Origin of the sequence: Chiayiivirga flava (assembly GCF_014202825.1) — a bacterium.
Lineage (GTDB): Bacteria > Pseudomonadota > Gammaproteobacteria > Xanthomonadales > Xanthomonadaceae > Chiayiivirga > Chiayiivirga flava.
The window spans coordinates 196417-211621 of sequence record NZ_JACHHP010000001.1; the positions used below are offsets into that span (position 1 = coordinate 196417).

Sequence of the window (15205 nt, forward strand, 5' to 3'; positions counted from 1 at the left end):
CGGCCTTTTTTTCGTGCAACCTGTGCGGGGGCACCACACGCATGCGGTGCGATGCCAGACCCTCAGCCCGCGCCGCCCCCCGGCTTGCCGTGAATGCCCCCTTTGGCAAGCGCCGCCGGATCGAGCAGCTTGCGCAGCTCCGCCTCCGACAAGCCGGTGGTTTCCCGGGCCACATCGAGGATCGGACGGCCTTCCCGGTAGGCCTGCTTCGCGGTGGCGGCGCCCTTTTCATAGCCGATGACCGGGTTCAGCGCGGTCACGAGGATCGGGTTGCGCTCCAGCGCGTCCTTGATGCGATCGGTGCGCACGCGGAATCCGGCAATCGCCGTGTCGGCCAGCTGCATCGATACATTCGCCAGCAGATCGATCGACTGCAGCAGGTTGTAGGCGATCACCGGCAGCATCACGTTGAGCTGGAAGTTGCCGCTCTGCCCGGCCACGGTGATGGTCGTGTGACTGCCCATGACCTGCGCGCACACCATCGCAGTCGCCTCGGGAATCACCGGATTCACCTTGCCCGGCATGATCGACGAACCCGGCTGCAGCGCCGGCAGCTCGATCTCGCCCAGCCCGGCGAGCGGCCCGGAATTCATCCAGCGCAGATCGTTGGCGATCTTCATCAGCGCGCAGGCCAGCGTGTTGAGCTGGCCGGACAACTCCACCGCCGCGTCCTGTGCCGAGATGCCCTCGAAGTAGTTGTCCGCGCTCTCGAACTTCACGTCGGTCAACTCGGTGAGATGCCTGGCCACGAGCGATCCGAAGCGCGCGTCGGCATTGATGCCGGTGCCGACCGCGGTGCCGCCGATCGGCAGGCGGCGCAGACGCTTGCGCGTGTCGTGCAGGCGTTCGATCGCCGAGGCGATCTGCGCCGACCAGCCCGACAGTTCCTGCCCGAACGTGATCGGCATCGCGTCCATCAGATGGGTGCGGCCGGTCTTGACCACCTTCGCCAGCTCCTTGGCGCGCGCGTCGATGGTCTTGCGCAGGTGGGTCAGCGCCGGCAGCAGGCGCTCGCGCACGGCGAGCACGGCGGAGACCTGGATGGCAGTGGGGATCACGTCGTTCGAGCTCTGGCCCATGTTGACGTGATCGTTCGGATGCACCGCCGTTTTTGTCTTGCCGCTGCCGTTGGCGAGCGCCGCGATCACCTCGTTGGCGTTCATGTTGCTCGATGTGCCCGAGCCGGTCTGGAACACGTCGATCGGGAAGTGTGCGTCGACCTCGCCGTCGACCACACGCGCCGCCGCCTTGCGAATGGCGGCGGATTGCGCTTTCGCCAGGTGACCGAGCTGCTCGTTGGCGCCGGCGCAGGCGGACTTGATCAACCCGAGCGCGCGCAGGAATTCGCGCGGCATGCGCAGGCCGGAGATCGGAAAGTTGTCCACGGCGCGCTGGGTCTGCGCGCCATAGAGCGCGTCGGCGGGGACGCGCAGCTCGCCCATGCTGTCGTGTTCGAGGCGGGTTTTCATGCGGTGGTGTCCTTGCGTGTCGTTTTCGTGGTTGCGGGCGATTATGCCGCGCCGCGATGACAGGCCACGCATGCCGGCCAATGCACGCTAAAATCCCGCGTCTCCGCGCCACGACGACGACCGCACGATGAGCCACGCCCTGCTTGCCCTGTCCCCGCTCGACGGCCGCTACGCCGCGAGGGTCGAAGCCCTGCGCCCGGTGTTCAGCGAATTGGGCCTCATGCAGCGCCGGGTGCTGGTGGAAGTCCGCTGGCTGGCGGCCCTGGCCGACGAGCCGCGCATCGCCGAGGTGGCGCCGCTGTCCGATGCGGACCGCGCCCGGCTCGACATGGTCGCGAGCGAGTTCTCGCCCGACGACGGCGAGCGCGTGAAGGCGATCGAGCGCGAGACCAATCACGACGTCAAGGCCATCGAATACTTCATCAAGGAATCGATCGCCGACGATCCGCAACTTGGCGCCGCGAAGGAATTCGTCCACTTCGCCTGCACCTCCGAAGACATCAACAACCTGGCCTATGCACTGATGCTGCGCGACGCGCGCGACGGCGTGCTGCTGCCCGCACTCGACGGCGTCATCGGCACGCTGCGCTCGCTCGCCCATGCCAACGCGGAGCAGCCGATGCTCTCGCGCACGCACGGGCAGACCGCCTCGCCGACCACGCTCGGCAAGGAGCTGGCCAACGTCGTCGCGCGCCTGGAACGCCAGCGCCGCCAGCTCGCGGCGGTGGAACTGTCGGGCAAGATCAACGGCGCGGTCGGCAACTACAACGCCCACGTGGTGGCGTATCCCGACGTCGACTGGCCCGCGTTCGCGCAGCGGTTCGTCGAAGGCCTCGGCCTCGCGTTCAATTCGTACACCACCCAGATCGAGCCGCACGACTGCGTGGCCGAAATCGGCGACGCGTTGCGCCGCATCAACACCATCCTGATCGATCTTGCGCGCGACGTCTGGGGCTACATCTCGCTCGGCTACTTCCGTCAGAAGCTCAAGGCCGGCGAAGTCGGCTCGTCGACCATGCCGCACAAGGTCAATCCGATCGATTTCGAGAACGCCGAAGGCAACTTCGGTCTCGCCAATGCGCTGTTCGAACATTTCAGCGCCAAGTTGCCGATCAGCCGCTGGCAGCGCGACCTCACCGATTCCACCGTGCTGCGCGCGCTCGGCACCGCGTTCGGACACACGCAGGTGGCGCTGGACTCGCTCGCGAAGGGTCTGGGCAAGCTCACGGTGGCGCCGGAGCGGCTCGATGCCGACCTCGACGCGAGCTGGGAAGTGCTCGCCGAAGCCGTGCAGACCGTGATGCGCCGCCACGGGCTGCCGAATCCGTACGAGCAGCTGAAGGCGCTGACGCGCGGCCAGGGCATCACGCGCGAATCGATGCAGGCCTTCGTCGAAACGCTCGACCTGCCCGGCGACGCCAAGGCGCGGCTGCGCGTGCTGACGCCTGCAAGCTACATCGGCCTTGCCGAAACTCTCGCGAAAGACATTTAAACGATGACGCAAGCGCCGCCCACTGAGGTTGATGCGAACGCGCAAGTTGGCCGGGGCGCCGCCATGCACACCATGGTTGTCGACGCACGCACCTACCCGCCACTTGGCATGCCTCCCGAGCTCTTTCTTGAGCTTTACTGGCAAAAGCAGCCGCTACTTATTCGCAACGCGTTCCCGCATTTCACGGCGCCGCTGACACCGGACGACCTCGCCGGCCTGTCGCTGGAAGACAACGCGCTGTCGCGCCTGATCCGGCACGATCCCGTGGCCGAGACGTGGCATGTCGCCACCGGACCCTTCGCCGAGGACACCTACGCCGACATCGGCGACCGCGACTGGACCCTGCTGGTGCAGGACGTCGACAAGTGGGACGCCGATGTCGCCGCGCTCTTGCCCGCATTCGATTTCCTGCCGCGCTGGCGCGTCGACGACATCATGGTGAGCTTTGCGGCAGCGGGCGGCTCGGTCGGCGCGCACGTGGACCACTACGACGTGTTCCTGCTGCAGGGTCTGGGTCGCCGCCGCTGGCAGATCGACGCGTCTCCGGCTCCGCCCACGGCCTTTCGCGACGACGTCGAACTCAAGCTGCTGCGCGAATTCACGCCGAGTCACGACTGGATCCTGGAACCGGGCGACATGCTCTACCTGCCGCCCGGTGTGCCGCACCACGGCGTGGCGCTCGATCCGTGCCTGACCTTTTCGATCGGGATGCGGGCGCCGTCGCAGGGCGAATTGCTGGTCGATCTGGCAGAACATCTGGCGGAATCGCTGCCCGAGTCGTCGCGCTACGCCGATCCCGACCTCTTGCCGGCAACGGCAGCCGGCGAGATCGACGCCGCCGCCCTCGCCCGCGTGCGCGACGCACTCGCACCGCTGCTGGCGGCGCAGGGCGATGCAGTCGGCGACTGGTTCGGCCGCTTCATCACCCGCTACCGCAGCGCCGGCGAGATCGCCGCGCCACCGCGCCCGCCGTCGCGCGCCGACCTCGACAAGCGGCTCGCGCAAGGCGCGCAGCTGCGCACACATCCGTACGCGCGCGTCGCGTGGCAGCGCAGCGGCACGGGCGCGACGCTGTTCGCGAACGGCGACGCCTGGCCGTGCAGCGTCGCGACGGCTGCGCGCCTCGCCGACCGCGCCCCGCTCGATGCCGCCGCCCTCGCCGCCTTGCCGCAGGAGGCACGCGGCCTCGTGCAGACCCTGGTCGAACGCGGCATCCTCGCGCCCACCAGACCACGGAGTCGCCGATGATCCGCAACGACTTCCTCGTCGAGATTGCCGATTTCGAGCGGGATCTCGCGGCCCTGCGTGCCGTGCGCGAGCCGGTGTTCGTGGTCGAACAGAACGTGCCGATCGAACTCGAATGGGACGAACTCGATCCACGCAGCCGCCACGTGCTCGCGCGCGACCTGGACGGCACGCCCATCGGCACCGGCCGCCTCACGCCCGAGCGCAAGATCGGCCGCATGGCGGTGCTGCGCGGTTGGCGCGGGCGCGGCGTCGGCGACGCGCTGCTGACGGCATTGATCGATCTGGCGCGCGGCCTGGGGCATGCAGAGGTGGAGCTGCATGCCCAGGTCTCCGCGATCGGTTTTTACGAGAAGTTCGGCTTTGCGGCCTTCGGCGACGAGTACGACGAAGCCGGCATCCGCCACCGCTCGATGCGCCTGGAGCTCGCGCCACTCGCACCCGCGCCGCCGCCCGGGCTTCCGCCCCGGCGGCAGGGGCAGCTGATCGATGTGGAGTCGCTCGACCAGACGCGCGACCTCACGCTGCGCCTGGTCGCGCAGGCGCGCCGCCGTCTGTGGCTCTACACCCGCGATCTCGACGCCCTGCTCTACGCCACCCCGGACATGCTGCAGGCGATCAAGACCTTCGCGCTGTCGAACCGCGAGGCGCTGGTGCGCGTGCTGCTGCACGATCCGGCCACGGCCGTGCGCAACGGCCACGGGCTGATCGCCCTCGCCCACCGCTTGCCGAGCCGCATCGAGATGCGCGTCATCGGCGAGGAACCGGACACGCAATACGCCGGTGCCTTTGCCTGCGAAGACAGCGGCGGTTACCTGTTCCGCCCGGTCGGCACGCGCTTCGAAGGCACCGCGGATCTGCACGGCCCGGGGCGTCAGCGGCAGCTGCGCGAGTACTTCGAGCAGGTGTGGGAACGTGCGGCGCCGAGTCCGGAGCTGCGGCCGGTGCAACTCTGACGCCGCAGCGTCCTTCGACGCCGACCTGCGCCTGCCGTTCCTTCTCCCCTCGGGAGAAGAGCCTGCCGCGGACCTGATCCGGAGTGCCGGAGGCGGATGAGGGACGCGCCTGTCAGGTTGCCTCGAGGCCGCGTGCCGGGCGCGTCCCTCATCCGGCTGCCGCCACCTTCTCCCGGCGGGAGAAGGCACGCCAGATCGGGAACGCGCGGCGATGCGATGCCATAGATCGCGAACGCGCGGCGACGCGATGCCGTGCGCGGGATTGCGGTCCTCGTGCGCGATGTCGCGAGGTCTGCTCACCCCGCCCGGACCCTGTCGTCCACCTGACGCTTCGACCATCGTCACCGTTCCGCTTCCCGCCGAACGCGGGCTATAATTGGCGGCTCCCGCTGCGGCACCGCAGCATCGGCGGGTTTTCCCACAGTTCTCAAGCGTTTGGCGCCGGCGACGCCGGCTCGGGCAAGGGCCGCACGTGAGCAGTTCGATCCAGCAGTTCCGTCAATCCTCGCAGCTGGGCAGCAATGCCGACTATGTCGAGGGCTTGTACGAGGATTATCTCGCCGACCCCGCGTCGGTCACCCCCGCGTGGCGGACCTATTTCGACGGCTTCCAGGGCCGCGAGGCCGGCGACCAGCCGCACTCGGCCGCCATCGCACGCATCGCGCTTGCCGCGCAGCTCGGCGGCCGCCTGGCGGTGTCCGCCGCCGGGGCCCCGGTCGACGACGCCCACGCCCAGAGCCAGGGCGGCGTGCGCAAGCTCGTCACCGCCTACCGCTCGCGCGGTCATCTCGGCGCCGATCTGGATCCGCTCGGCATGGTGCGCAAGCCGGACGCGCCGGATCTGGACTTGGCCTTCCACGAACTGGCGCAATCCGACCTGGACGTCGAGTTCGCCACCGGCGCGCTCTTCGGCCCGGAACGCATGAAACTGCGCGACCTGCTGGCCGCGCTCAAGGCGACCTACAGCAGCACGATCGGCGCCGAGTTCATGCACATCACCGACGTGAACCAGCGCCAGTGGATCTACAAGCGCCTGGAAACCGCCGGCGGCAAGTTCGACTTCGACGCGACGCGGCAGAAGCGCATCCTCGAACGTCTCACCGCCGCCGAAGGCCTCGAACGGTATCTGCACACCAAATTCGTGGGTCAGAAGCGCTTCTCGCTCGAGGGCGGCGACAGCCTCATTCCGCTGCTCGATGTCGTGGTCGAGAAGTCCGGCGAGGCGGGGGTCAAGGAAATCGCCATCGGCATGGCGCACCGCGGTCGCCTCAACGTGCTGGTGAACACGCTCGGCAAGTCGCCGCAGAAGCTGTTCGACGAATTCCAGGGCATCTTCGATCACCCCGATTCGCCCGACCACGCCGGCGACGTGAAGTACCACATGGGGTACAGCTCGGACGTGATGACCGCGAACGGCCCGGTGCACCTCGCGCTCGCCTTCAATCCGTCGCATCTTGAGATCGTCGATCCGGTGGTCGCGGGCTCCGTGCGCGCCCGCCAGGTGCGTCGCGAGGACACCAGGCGCGAGGTCGCGCTGCCGGTGCTGATCCACGGCGACGCGGCATTCGCCGGCCAGGGCGTGGTGATGGAGCTGTTCCAGATGTCGCAGGCACGCGGCTTCGCGGTCGGCGGCACGCTGCACATCGTCATCAACAACCAGGTCGGCTTCACCACCAGCCGTCCGGACGATGCGCGTTCCACGCTGTACTGCACCGACGTGGCGAAAGTGGTCGGCGCGCCGATCTTCCACGTCAACGGCGACGATCCGGAAGCCGTCGCCTTCGTCGCGCAGCTCGCGTTCGACTACCGCCGCGAATTCAAGCGCGACGTGGTCATCGACCTGGTCTGCTACCGCCGCCACGGTCACAACGAGGCCGACGAGCCGGCCGCGACCCAGCCGCTGATGTACCAGAACATCCGCAGCCGCAAGACCACGCGCGAGCTGTATGCCGAGCGTCTTCAGAAGGCCGGCGTGATCGACGCGGAGGAAGCGCAGCATCTGGCCAACAGCCTGCGTGCGCGCCTGGACAAGGGCGAGCTCACCACCGAGCTGGCCCCCGCCGACAAGAGCATGGTGACCATCGACTGGTCGCCGTTCCTCAAGGGCACGCTCGCGAGCCCGGCCGAGACCGGCGTGCTGCGCAAGGATCTCGACGCGCTGGCGACGCGGATCACCACCGTGCCGGACGACATCAAGCTGCATCCGCGCGTGGCCAAGATCTACGACGACCGCCGCAAGATGGCCGCCGGCGAGCTCGCCGGCGACTGGGGCTTCGCCGAGAACCTCGCCTACGCGACCCTGCTGAAGGAAGGCTACCGCCTGCGCCTGGTCGGGCAGGATTCGGGCCGCGGCACCTTCTTCCACCGCCACGCGGTGCTGCACGACCAGAACACCGGCAAGACCTACGTGCCGCTGGCGCAGCTTGCGCAGAATCCGGAACACGTCACCATCATCGATTCGCTGCTCAGCGAGGAAGCGGTGATGGCGTTCGAATACGGCTACAACACGTCCGATCCGCTGACCCTCGGCATCTGGGAAGCGCAGTTCGGCGATTTCGCGAACGGCGCGCAGGTGGTCATCGACCAGTTCCTGAGCTCGGGCGAATCGAAGTGGGCGCGCATGTGCGGGCTCTCGCTGTTCCTGCCGCACGGTTACGAAGGCCAGGGCCCGGAGCACAGTTCCGCGCGCCTCGAACGCTTCCTGCAGCTGTGCGCGCTCGACAACATGCAGGTCTGCGTGCCGACCACGCCGGCGCAGGCCTTCCACATGATCCGCCGCCAGATGAAGCGCCCGACGCGCAAGCCGCTGATCGTGATGACTCCGAAATCGCTGCTGCGCCACAAGCTCGCGGTGTCGACCCTGGACGAGCTGGCGCAGGGCGAGTTCCAGCGCCTGATTCCGGACAGTTTCGCCGCCGACCCGGCCAAGGTGAAGCGCATCGTCGCGTGTTCGGGCAAGGTGTACTACGACCTGCTCGAAGACGCGCAGAAGCGCGAGGTGAAGGACGTGGCCCTCGTGCGCGTCGAGCAGCTCTACCCGTTCCCGCGCGAGGCGCTCATCGCCGAGATCAAGCGCTTCCCGAAGGCCACGGATCTCGTCTGGTGCCAGGAAGAGCCGATGAACCAGGGCGCCTGGTACCAGATCCAGCACCACCTGCGCTTCTGCCTGCAGGGCAAGCAGAAACTCAGCTACACCGGCCGTTCGCGTTCGCCGACGCCGGCCGCCGGCCATCTCGCCCAGCACAACGCCGAACAGGCCAAGCTGGTCGAGGATGCGCTGGTGGCGAAGCTCAACGGCGACCACGTGGCGGAATGACGGCTCGCGCCGCCGCCGGACATCGCACCCAGACAACAAGAACGCACCAAGGACGCATCCATGGCCATCGAAGTCAAAGTCCCGGTCCTGCCGGAATCGGTTTCCGACGCGACCATTGCCACCTGGCACAAGAAGGCCGGCGACGCGGTGAAACGCGACGAGAACCTCGTCGACCTCGAGACCGACAAGGTGGTGCTCGAAGTGCCGTCGACGGTCGACGGCGTGCTGAAGGAAATCCGCTTCGACGTCGGCGCGACAGTCAACAGCGAGCAGGTCATCGCGATCATCGAGGAAGGTGCGGCGGCTGCCACGCCCGCGAAGGCCGAACCTGCAGCGGCCAAGGCCGATGCACCGAAGCCCGAGGCCGCGAAGCCGGCCGCGGCGGCACCCGCGAAAGCCGCGCCTGCGGCCAAGGCCGACACCTCGTCGCTGCCGCCGGGTGCGCGCTTCACCGCCGAAACCAACAACATCAACCCCGCCGACGTGGCCGGCACCGGCCGCCGCGGTGCGGTGACCAAGGAAGACCTCGTCAACCACATGAAGTCCGGCGGCATGGCCGGCGGTGCGCGTCCGGAAGAACGCGTCCCGATGACGCGCATCCGCACCCGCATTGCCGAGCGCCTGATGCAGTCGAAGAATTCCATCGCCATGCTGACCTCGTTCAACGAGGTGAACCTCGGCAAGGTGATGGCGATGCGCAAGGAGCTGCAGGAGGCGTTCGAGAAGCAGAACGGCATCAAGCTCGGTTTCATGAGCTTCTTCGCCAAGGCGGCGGCGGAAGCGCTCAAGCGCCATCCGATCGTCAACGCATCGGTCGACGGCAACGACATCATCTATCACGGCTACGCCGACATCTCGATCGCGGTGTCGACCGACAAGGGCCTGGTGACGCCGGTGCTGCGCAACGTCGAGAACATGAGCTTCGCCGACGTCGAGCACGCCATCGCCGGTTACGCGAAGGCCGCACGCGAAGGCGGCCTCAAGCTCGAAGACCTGCAGGGCGGCACCTTCACGATCACCAACGGCGGCACCTTCGGTTCGCTCATGAGCACGCCGATCGTGAACCCGCCGCAGTCGGCGATCCTCGGCATGCATGCGATCAAGGAGCGTCCGATCGCGGAGAACGGCCAGGTGGTCGTGGCGCCGATGATGTACATCGCGCTCAGCTACGATCACCGCATCATCGACGGCAAGGACGCGGTGCTCTTCCTGGTGGACATCAAGAACCAGCTGGAAAATCCGCATCGGATGTTGCTGGGGATCTGACGCGACGCCCGCCCCGCCCACGCGCATTGGCCCCTCTCCCACCGGGAGAGGGGTTGGGGTGAGGGTCCGGTAACCCGAAAACGTCCCTGACTCGCCCAGTTCCAGCAAGTCGCACTACCCCGCCTTCCCCCGGAACAAGCCAGCCCATACGTCCATCAAGGGCATCGCAAGTCTCCGCCTCCCGCTCCGCCCGAACCCTCATCCGGCGCTGCGCGCCACCTTCTCCCGGCGGGAGAAGGGCTAAAGCCAAGGATCAAGTCATGGCCGAACAATTCGACGTCGTCGTCATCGGAGCCGGCCCCGCCGGGTATCACGCCGCCATCCGCGCCGCGCAGCTCGGCCTCAAGACCGCCTGCATCGACGCCGCGCTCGGCAAGGACGGCAAGCCCGCCCTCGGCGGCACCTGCCTGCGCGTCGGCTGCATCCCGTCCAAGGCGCTGCTGGACTCCTCGCGCCAGTACTGGAACCTCCAGCATCTGTTCGGCGAACACGGCATCACCACGTCGGACGCGAAGATCGACGTCGGCACGATGGTCGGCCGCAAGGACAAGATCGTCAAACAGTTCACCGGCGGCATCGTGCAGCTGTTCAAGGCCGCGAAGGTAACGCCGTACTACGGCTTCGCGCAGCTGCAGCCGGGCAAGGTCGTCAAGGTGAAGCAGCACGACGGCGCCGAGATCGAACTGGCCGGCAAGCACATCGTCATCGCCGCGGGGTCGGATTCGATCGAACTACCGTTCGCGAAGTTCGACGGCAAGACCATCGTCGACAACGTCGGCGCGCTCGACTTCACCGAGGTCCCCAAGCGCCTCGGCGTGATCGGCGCCGGCGTCATCGGCCTGGAGCTCGGCAGCGTGTGGAAGCGCCTCGGCGCCGAGGTCACCATTCTCGAAGCGCTGCCGGACTTCCTCGCCGCGGCCGATGCCGATGTCGCAAAGACCGCGCTCAAGGAATTCAAGAAGCAGGGCCTCGAAATCAAGCTCGGCGCCAAGGTGTCGAAGGCCGAGGTCAAGAAGAACGAAGTGCACCTCACCTACGCCGATGCCGAAGGCGAGAAGTCGCTCGTCGTCGACAAGCTGCTGGTGGCCGTCGGCCGCCGCGCCGCGACGAAGAACCTGCTCGCCGACGGCACCGGCGTGAAACTCACCGATCGCGGCCTCGTGGAAGTGGACGACCACTGCTTCACCGGCGTCGAAGGCATCTGGGCCATCGGCGACTGCGTGCGCGGCCCGATGCTGGCGCACAAGGGCTTCGAGGAAGGCATCGCGGTGGCGGAACTGATCGCCGGCCTGCCCGGCCACGTGAACTTCGACACGATCCCGTGGGTGATCTACACCGAGCCGGAAATCGCCTGGGTCGGCAAGACCGAAGCGCAGTTGAAAGCCGACGGCACGCCGTACAAGGTCGGCACGTTCCCGTTTGCGGCGCTGGGCCGCGCCGTGGCGATGGCGGAACCGGCGGGCTTCGTGAAGCTGATCGCGCATGCGGAGACGGACACGGTGCTTGGCCTGCATCTCGTCGGCGTCGGCGTCTCCGAGCTGGTGCACGAGGGCGTGCTGACGATGGAGTTCAAGGGTTCGGCCGACGACCTCGCACGCATCTGCCACGCGCATCCGACGCTGTCCGAATCGATCCACGACGCGGCGATGGCGGTGTCGAAGCGGGCGATCCACAAGCCGAACTGATCGCGCCCTGCTGCGCGGGTCGGCCACCGTGCGCGGTGCCGCCCGCCGGCACGCCGCCGATCAGCCGGTGCGCGAAGCCGTGTCCAGCGCAGCGCGGATCGGTGCGAGGAAGTCCGTCGCCGCGGCCACCGCGCCGTCGACGCCATCGGATGCATGCAGCGCCAGTACCAGCGCACTGCCGATCACGACCGCATCCGCCACCGCTGCGATCGCCACGGCCGACGCCGCATCGCGCACGCCGAAGCCGACCGCGATCGGCAACGTGGTGCGCGCGCGCAGCTGCGCAATCTTTGCGGCCACGTCCGCCATCTCGATGCGCGCCGCGCCGGTGACGCCGGCAAACGACACGTAATACAGATAGCCGCGCGTGCCGGCCAGCATCGCGTCGAGCCGCGCCGGGCCGCTGGTGGGCGCGGCCAGGCTGATGCGGTGCAGACCGTGCTGCGCGAGCGCATCGCGCACCGTGTCCGCTTCCTCCGGCGGGCAGTCGACGAGCAGCAGGCCGTCGACGCCGGCGTCCTTCGCATCGCGCGCGTAACGCTCCACACCGTAGATCTCGACCGGATTGAGGTAACCCATCAGCACCACCGGCGTGTCGGCATCGGTGCGGCGGAATTCGCGCACGAAATCGAGCACGCGCGTGGCGCCGACCTTGCGCGCCAGCGCGCGCTCGCTCGACTGCTGGATCGCGGGACCGTCGGCCATCGGGTCGGAAAACGGCACACCGAGCTCGAGCACGTCGGCTCCGGCAGCGACGAGGGCGTGCATCACCGGTACGGTGGCCTCGATCGACGGGTCACCGGCGGTGAAGAACGGGATCAGCGCGGTCCGGCCGGCGGCCTTGCACTGGGCGAAGCGGGTGTCGATGCGGTTCATTGAGGCTGCCGAAAAGTGGGATGCGGCGTCACCGGGACGATCAGAGCGTGATGCCTTCGCGCCGGGCGATGGTGTGCACATCCTTGTCGCCGCGGCCGGACAGGTTGCAGAGAATCAGCTGGTCCTTCGGCAGCTCGCGCGCGAGCTTGATCGCCTGCGCCACCGCATGCGAGGACTCGAGCGCCGCGAGGATGCCCTCGGTGCGCGCGAGCAGGTGGAACGCCTCCAGCGCTTCGTCGTCGGTGATGCCCACGTACTGGGCGCGGCCGCTGTCGCTGAGGAAGGCGTGCTCCGGGCCGACGCCGGGATAGTCGAGGCCGGCGGACACCGAATGGGTCTCGATGATCTGGCCATCGTCGTCGCACAGCAGATACGTGCGGTTGCCGTGCAGCACGCCGGGGCGGCCGGCCGAGATCGACGCCGCATGGCGTCCGCTGGCGATGCCCTCGCCCGCCGCCTCCGCGCCGACGATGCGCACCTCGGCATCGTTGAGGAAGGCATGGAACAGCCCGATCGCGTTCGATCCCCCGCCCACGCAGGCGGTGATCGCGTGCGGCAGGCGCCCGTACTGCTCCAGCATCTGGGCGCGCGCCTCGCGCCCGACCACGGCGTTGAAGTCGCGTACCAGGGTCGGGTACGGATGCGGGCCGGCGACCGTGCCGATGATGTAGAACGTGTCGCGCACATTGGTCACCCAGTCGCGCATCGCTTCGTTGAGCGCGTCCTTGAGCGTCTGCGAGCCGGACGTCACCGGCACCACGGTCGCGCCGAGCAGTTTCATGCGGTAGACATTGATCGCCTGCCGCTCGATGTCGGTCGCGCCCATGTACACCACGCATTCGAGCCCGAGGCGTGCGGCCACGGTGGCGCTCGCGACGCCGTGCTGGCCGGCGCCGGTCTCGGCGATGATGCGGGTCTTGCCCATGCGCTGGGCGAGCATCGCCTGGCCGATGGTGTTGTTGATCTTGTGCGCGCCGGTGTGGTTCAGGTCTTCGCGCTTCAGCAGGATCTGCGCGCCGCCGACCTTCTTCGACAGATGCGTCGTGTGGTAGATCGGGCTCGGGCGGCCGACGTAGTGCTTGAGGTCGGCATCGAGTTCGGCGAGAAACTCCGGGTCGACGCGGTAGCGGCTGTAGGCCTCGGCCAGCTCCTGCAGCGGCTGCATCAGTGTTTCGCCGACGAAGGTGCCGCCATAGGGGCCGAAGTGGCCGCGGGCGTCGGGATACTGGAAGTAGTCGGCGATCTGGGCGTTCATCTTTATTCCATTCGAAACAACTGGTTGCGGAATATTCCTGCTGCCTGTTCGAGGCGCGCTGCATTGCCGCGGGTCGTCCACCGCAACCGTGATGTTGCGCAGCAGCAGTGCATGATACGGAAGCGCAGCGCCGGGCGTATGCGCTGCGGCGAAGATCGTGACGATCGGACTGCGTCAGGCCGACCGGAGGATGGCGTCCGCTCGCTGCACCTGCGCGACGAAGGCGCGCATTCTGTCGCCGTCCTTCACGCCCGGCGCCGATTCGATGCCGCTGGACACATCCACCGCATACGGCCGCACGGCGCACACCGCATCGAACACGTTGTCCGGGGTCAGACCGCCGGCGAGCACGAGCGGGCGGCCGAGGTCGGCCGGAATCCGGCTCCAGTCGAAGCGCCGGCCGCTGCCGCCCTGCCCGCCCGCGACGTGGCTGTCGAGCACGAAGCCGCTGGCCGAGCGATACCGCGCAGCGAACGCCGCGGCGTCCTCGGGTTGCGCCATCGGCACGGCCTTGAGATACGGCAGGCCGATGCGGTCGCAATCTTCGGGCGCTTCGCTGCCGTGGAACTGCCAGAACGTCGGGCGCAGCGTGGCGGCGCTGCGCTGCGCATCCGCGGGATCGGCATCGAGCGACAGCGCGACGCTGGCGACGAACGGCGGCAGCGAGGCGCGCAGCGCCACGGCCTGCGACAGCGACAGCGCGCGCGGACTGCCCGGCACGAGGATCAGGCCGATGGCGTCGACGCCGAGCGCCACGGCCGCCGCAACATCCTCGGCACGTGTCATGCCGCAGAACTTGATGCGGGTCCGCAATGCCGTCGTCACAGCGTCACCTCCGCAGGCAGCTGCCACTGCGCCGGATACAGCGGACCGAGGAACAGCAGGCCGGCGGACGGTGCGGTCGGCCCGGCCACGGTGCGGTCGCGGCCGGCCAGCAGGGTGGCCATCCAGTCCTCGGGTTGCTCGCCGCGCCCGATCAGCATCAGGCTGCCGACGATGTTGCGCACCATGTGGTGCAGGAATGCATTGGCCTGCACTTCCACCACCACCTCGTCGTCGATACGTGTGACCGCGATGCGTTGCAGGTGGCGCCGTGCATGCTTGGCCTGGCACTGGATCGCGCGGAAGGCGCTGAAATCGTGCTCGCCCACGAGCGCCTGCGCGGCGCGGTGCATCGCGTCGGCATCGAGCGGGCGACGCTCCCAGGCCACGTAGCGTGCATCCAGCGCCGGCCGCACGCGCCGGTTGAGCAGCCTGTAGCGATAGCGCCGCGCACGCGCGGCAAAGCGCGCGTGGAATTCGTCGGACACCGGCTGCGCCCAGAGCGTCGCCACGCTGTCGGGCAGGCGCGCGTTCGACCCCATCAGCCAGGCCCGCGGGGTGCGGTCGGCATCGCTGTCGAAATGCACCACCTGCCCGCGCCCGTGCACGCCACTGTCGGTGCGGCCGGCGCAGGTGACGGCCACGGGGTGGTCTGCCACGTAGGACAACGCGGTTTCGAGCGCGGCCTGCACGCTCGGACCGTCGCCAAGGCGTTGCCAGCCGAGGAAATCGGTGCCGTCGTATTCGATGCCGAGGGCGTAGCGCATGCGGGGAATCGTGTCCGGACGCGGCGCGGCCGCGCAAAGAAAAAGGGCCGGAAGCG

General features: G+C 68.3%; 11 protein-coding genes. 6 read left to right on the plus strand and 5 right to left on the minus strand.

Features of this window, described 5'->3' with window-relative positions; all coding sequences use genetic code 11:
* Positions 1-62: 62 nt before the first annotated feature.
* Entirely contained in the window at positions 63-1469 is a 1407-nt protein-coding gene (locus HNQ52_RS00890; RefSeq protein ID WP_183958866.1) for a class II fumarate hydratase, read from the minus strand.
* A gap of 127 nt (positions 1470-1596) precedes the next feature.
* Between HNQ52_RS00890 and purB the strand changes: the two genes are divergently transcribed.
* From purB to lpdA, 6 genes are all read left to right on the plus strand, one after another.
* Positions 1597-2961, plus strand: coding sequence for an adenylosuccinate lyase (purB, locus tag HNQ52_RS00895; RefSeq protein ID WP_183958868.1), 1365 nt, complete (start codon positions 1597-1599; stop codon positions 2959-2961).
* 63 nt (positions 2962-3024) lie between these two features.
* Positions 3025-4209 (plus strand): cupin domain-containing protein, encoded by a 1185-nt coding sequence (locus HNQ52_RS00900; protein ID WP_183958870.1) that lies wholly within the window; start codon positions 3025-3027, stop codon positions 4207-4209.
* Entirely contained in the window at positions 4206-5162 is a 957-nt protein-coding gene (locus HNQ52_RS00905; RefSeq protein ID WP_183958872.1) for a GNAT family N-acetyltransferase, read from the plus strand. The genes HNQ52_RS00900 and HNQ52_RS00905 overlap by 4 nt, the downstream gene beginning before the upstream one ends.
* A 472-nt stretch (positions 5163-5634) precedes the next feature.
* Positions 5635-8478 (plus strand): 2-oxoglutarate dehydrogenase E1 component, encoded by a 2844-nt coding sequence (locus HNQ52_RS00910; protein ID WP_183958874.1) that lies wholly within the window; start codon positions 5635-5637, stop codon positions 8476-8478.
* A 60-nt stretch (positions 8479-8538) separates the two neighbouring features.
* The gene (sucB, locus tag HNQ52_RS00915; protein WP_183958876.1) at positions 8539-9744 is read left to right on the plus strand and encodes a dihydrolipoyllysine-residue succinyltransferase; all 1206 of its coding nucleotides are present in this window, start codon (positions 8539-8541) and stop codon (positions 9742-9744) included.
* 260 nt (positions 9745-10004) lie between these two features.
* Positions 10005-11429 (plus strand): dihydrolipoyl dehydrogenase, encoded by a 1425-nt coding sequence (lpdA, locus tag HNQ52_RS00920; RefSeq protein ID WP_183958877.1) that lies wholly within the window; start codon positions 10005-10007, stop codon positions 11427-11429.
* 60 nt (positions 11430-11489) lie between these two features.
* On the opposite strand, the gene trpA is transcribed toward lpdA, so the two are convergent.
* The 4 genes from trpA to truA form a co-directional block, all read right to left on the minus strand.
* The gene (gene trpA / locus HNQ52_RS00925) at positions 11490-12305 is read right to left on the minus strand and encodes a tryptophan synthase subunit alpha (RefSeq protein ID WP_183958879.1); all 816 of its coding nucleotides are present in this window, start codon (positions 12303-12305) and stop codon (positions 11490-11492) included.
* A 40-nt stretch (positions 12306-12345) separates the two neighbouring features.
* The gene (gene trpB, locus HNQ52_RS00930; RefSeq protein WP_183958881.1) at positions 12346-13560 is read right to left on the minus strand and encodes a tryptophan synthase subunit beta; all 1215 of its coding nucleotides are present in this window, start codon (positions 13558-13560) and stop codon (positions 12346-12348) included.
* 174 nt (positions 13561-13734) lie between these two features.
* On the minus strand, positions 13735-14385 hold the full coding sequence (locus tag HNQ52_RS00935; protein ID WP_343059129.1) for a phosphoribosylanthranilate isomerase: 651 nt from the start codon (positions 14383-14385) through the stop codon (positions 13735-13737).
* The gene (truA, locus tag HNQ52_RS00940) at positions 14382-15149 is read right to left on the minus strand and encodes a tRNA pseudouridine(38-40) synthase TruA (RefSeq protein ID WP_183958883.1); all 768 of its coding nucleotides are present in this window, start codon (positions 15147-15149) and stop codon (positions 14382-14384) included. The genes HNQ52_RS00935 and truA overlap by 4 nt, the downstream gene beginning before the upstream one ends.
* Positions 15150-15205: the final 56 nt, after the last annotated feature.

Excerpts from the sequence above, each read along its gene's own strand:
- HNQ52_RS00890 (WP_183958866.1), bottom strand. The coding sequence starts at position 1,469 with ATGAAAACCCGCCTCGAACACGACAGCATGGGCGAGCTGCGCGTCCCC.
- purB (WP_183958868.1), top strand. The coding sequence starts at position 1,597 with ATGAGCCACGCCCTGCTTGCCCTGTCCCCGCTCGACGGCCGCTACGCC.
- HNQ52_RS00900 (WP_183958870.1), top strand. The coding sequence starts at position 3,025 with ATGCACACCATGGTTGTCGACGCACGCACCTACCCGCCACTTGGCATG.
- HNQ52_RS00905 (WP_183958872.1), top strand. The coding sequence starts at position 4,206 with ATGATCCGCAACGACTTCCTCGTCGAGATTGCCGATTTCGAGCGGGAT.
- sucB (WP_183958876.1), top strand. The coding sequence starts at position 8,539 with ATGGCCATCGAAGTCAAAGTCCCGGTCCTGCCGGAATCGGTTTCCGAC.
- lpdA (WP_183958877.1), top strand. The coding sequence starts at position 10,005 with ATGGCCGAACAATTCGACGTCGTCGTCATCGGAGCCGGCCCCGCCGGG.
- trpA (WP_183958879.1), bottom strand. The coding sequence starts at position 12,305 with ATGAACCGCATCGACACCCGCTTCGCCCAGTGCAAGGCCGCCGGCCGG.
- trpB (WP_183958881.1), bottom strand. The coding sequence starts at position 13,560 with ATGAACGCCCAGATCGCCGACTACTTCCAGTATCCCGACGCCCGCGGC.
- truA (WP_183958883.1), bottom strand. The coding sequence starts at position 15,149 with ATGCGCTACGCCCTCGGCATCGAATACGACGGCACCGATTTCCTCGGC.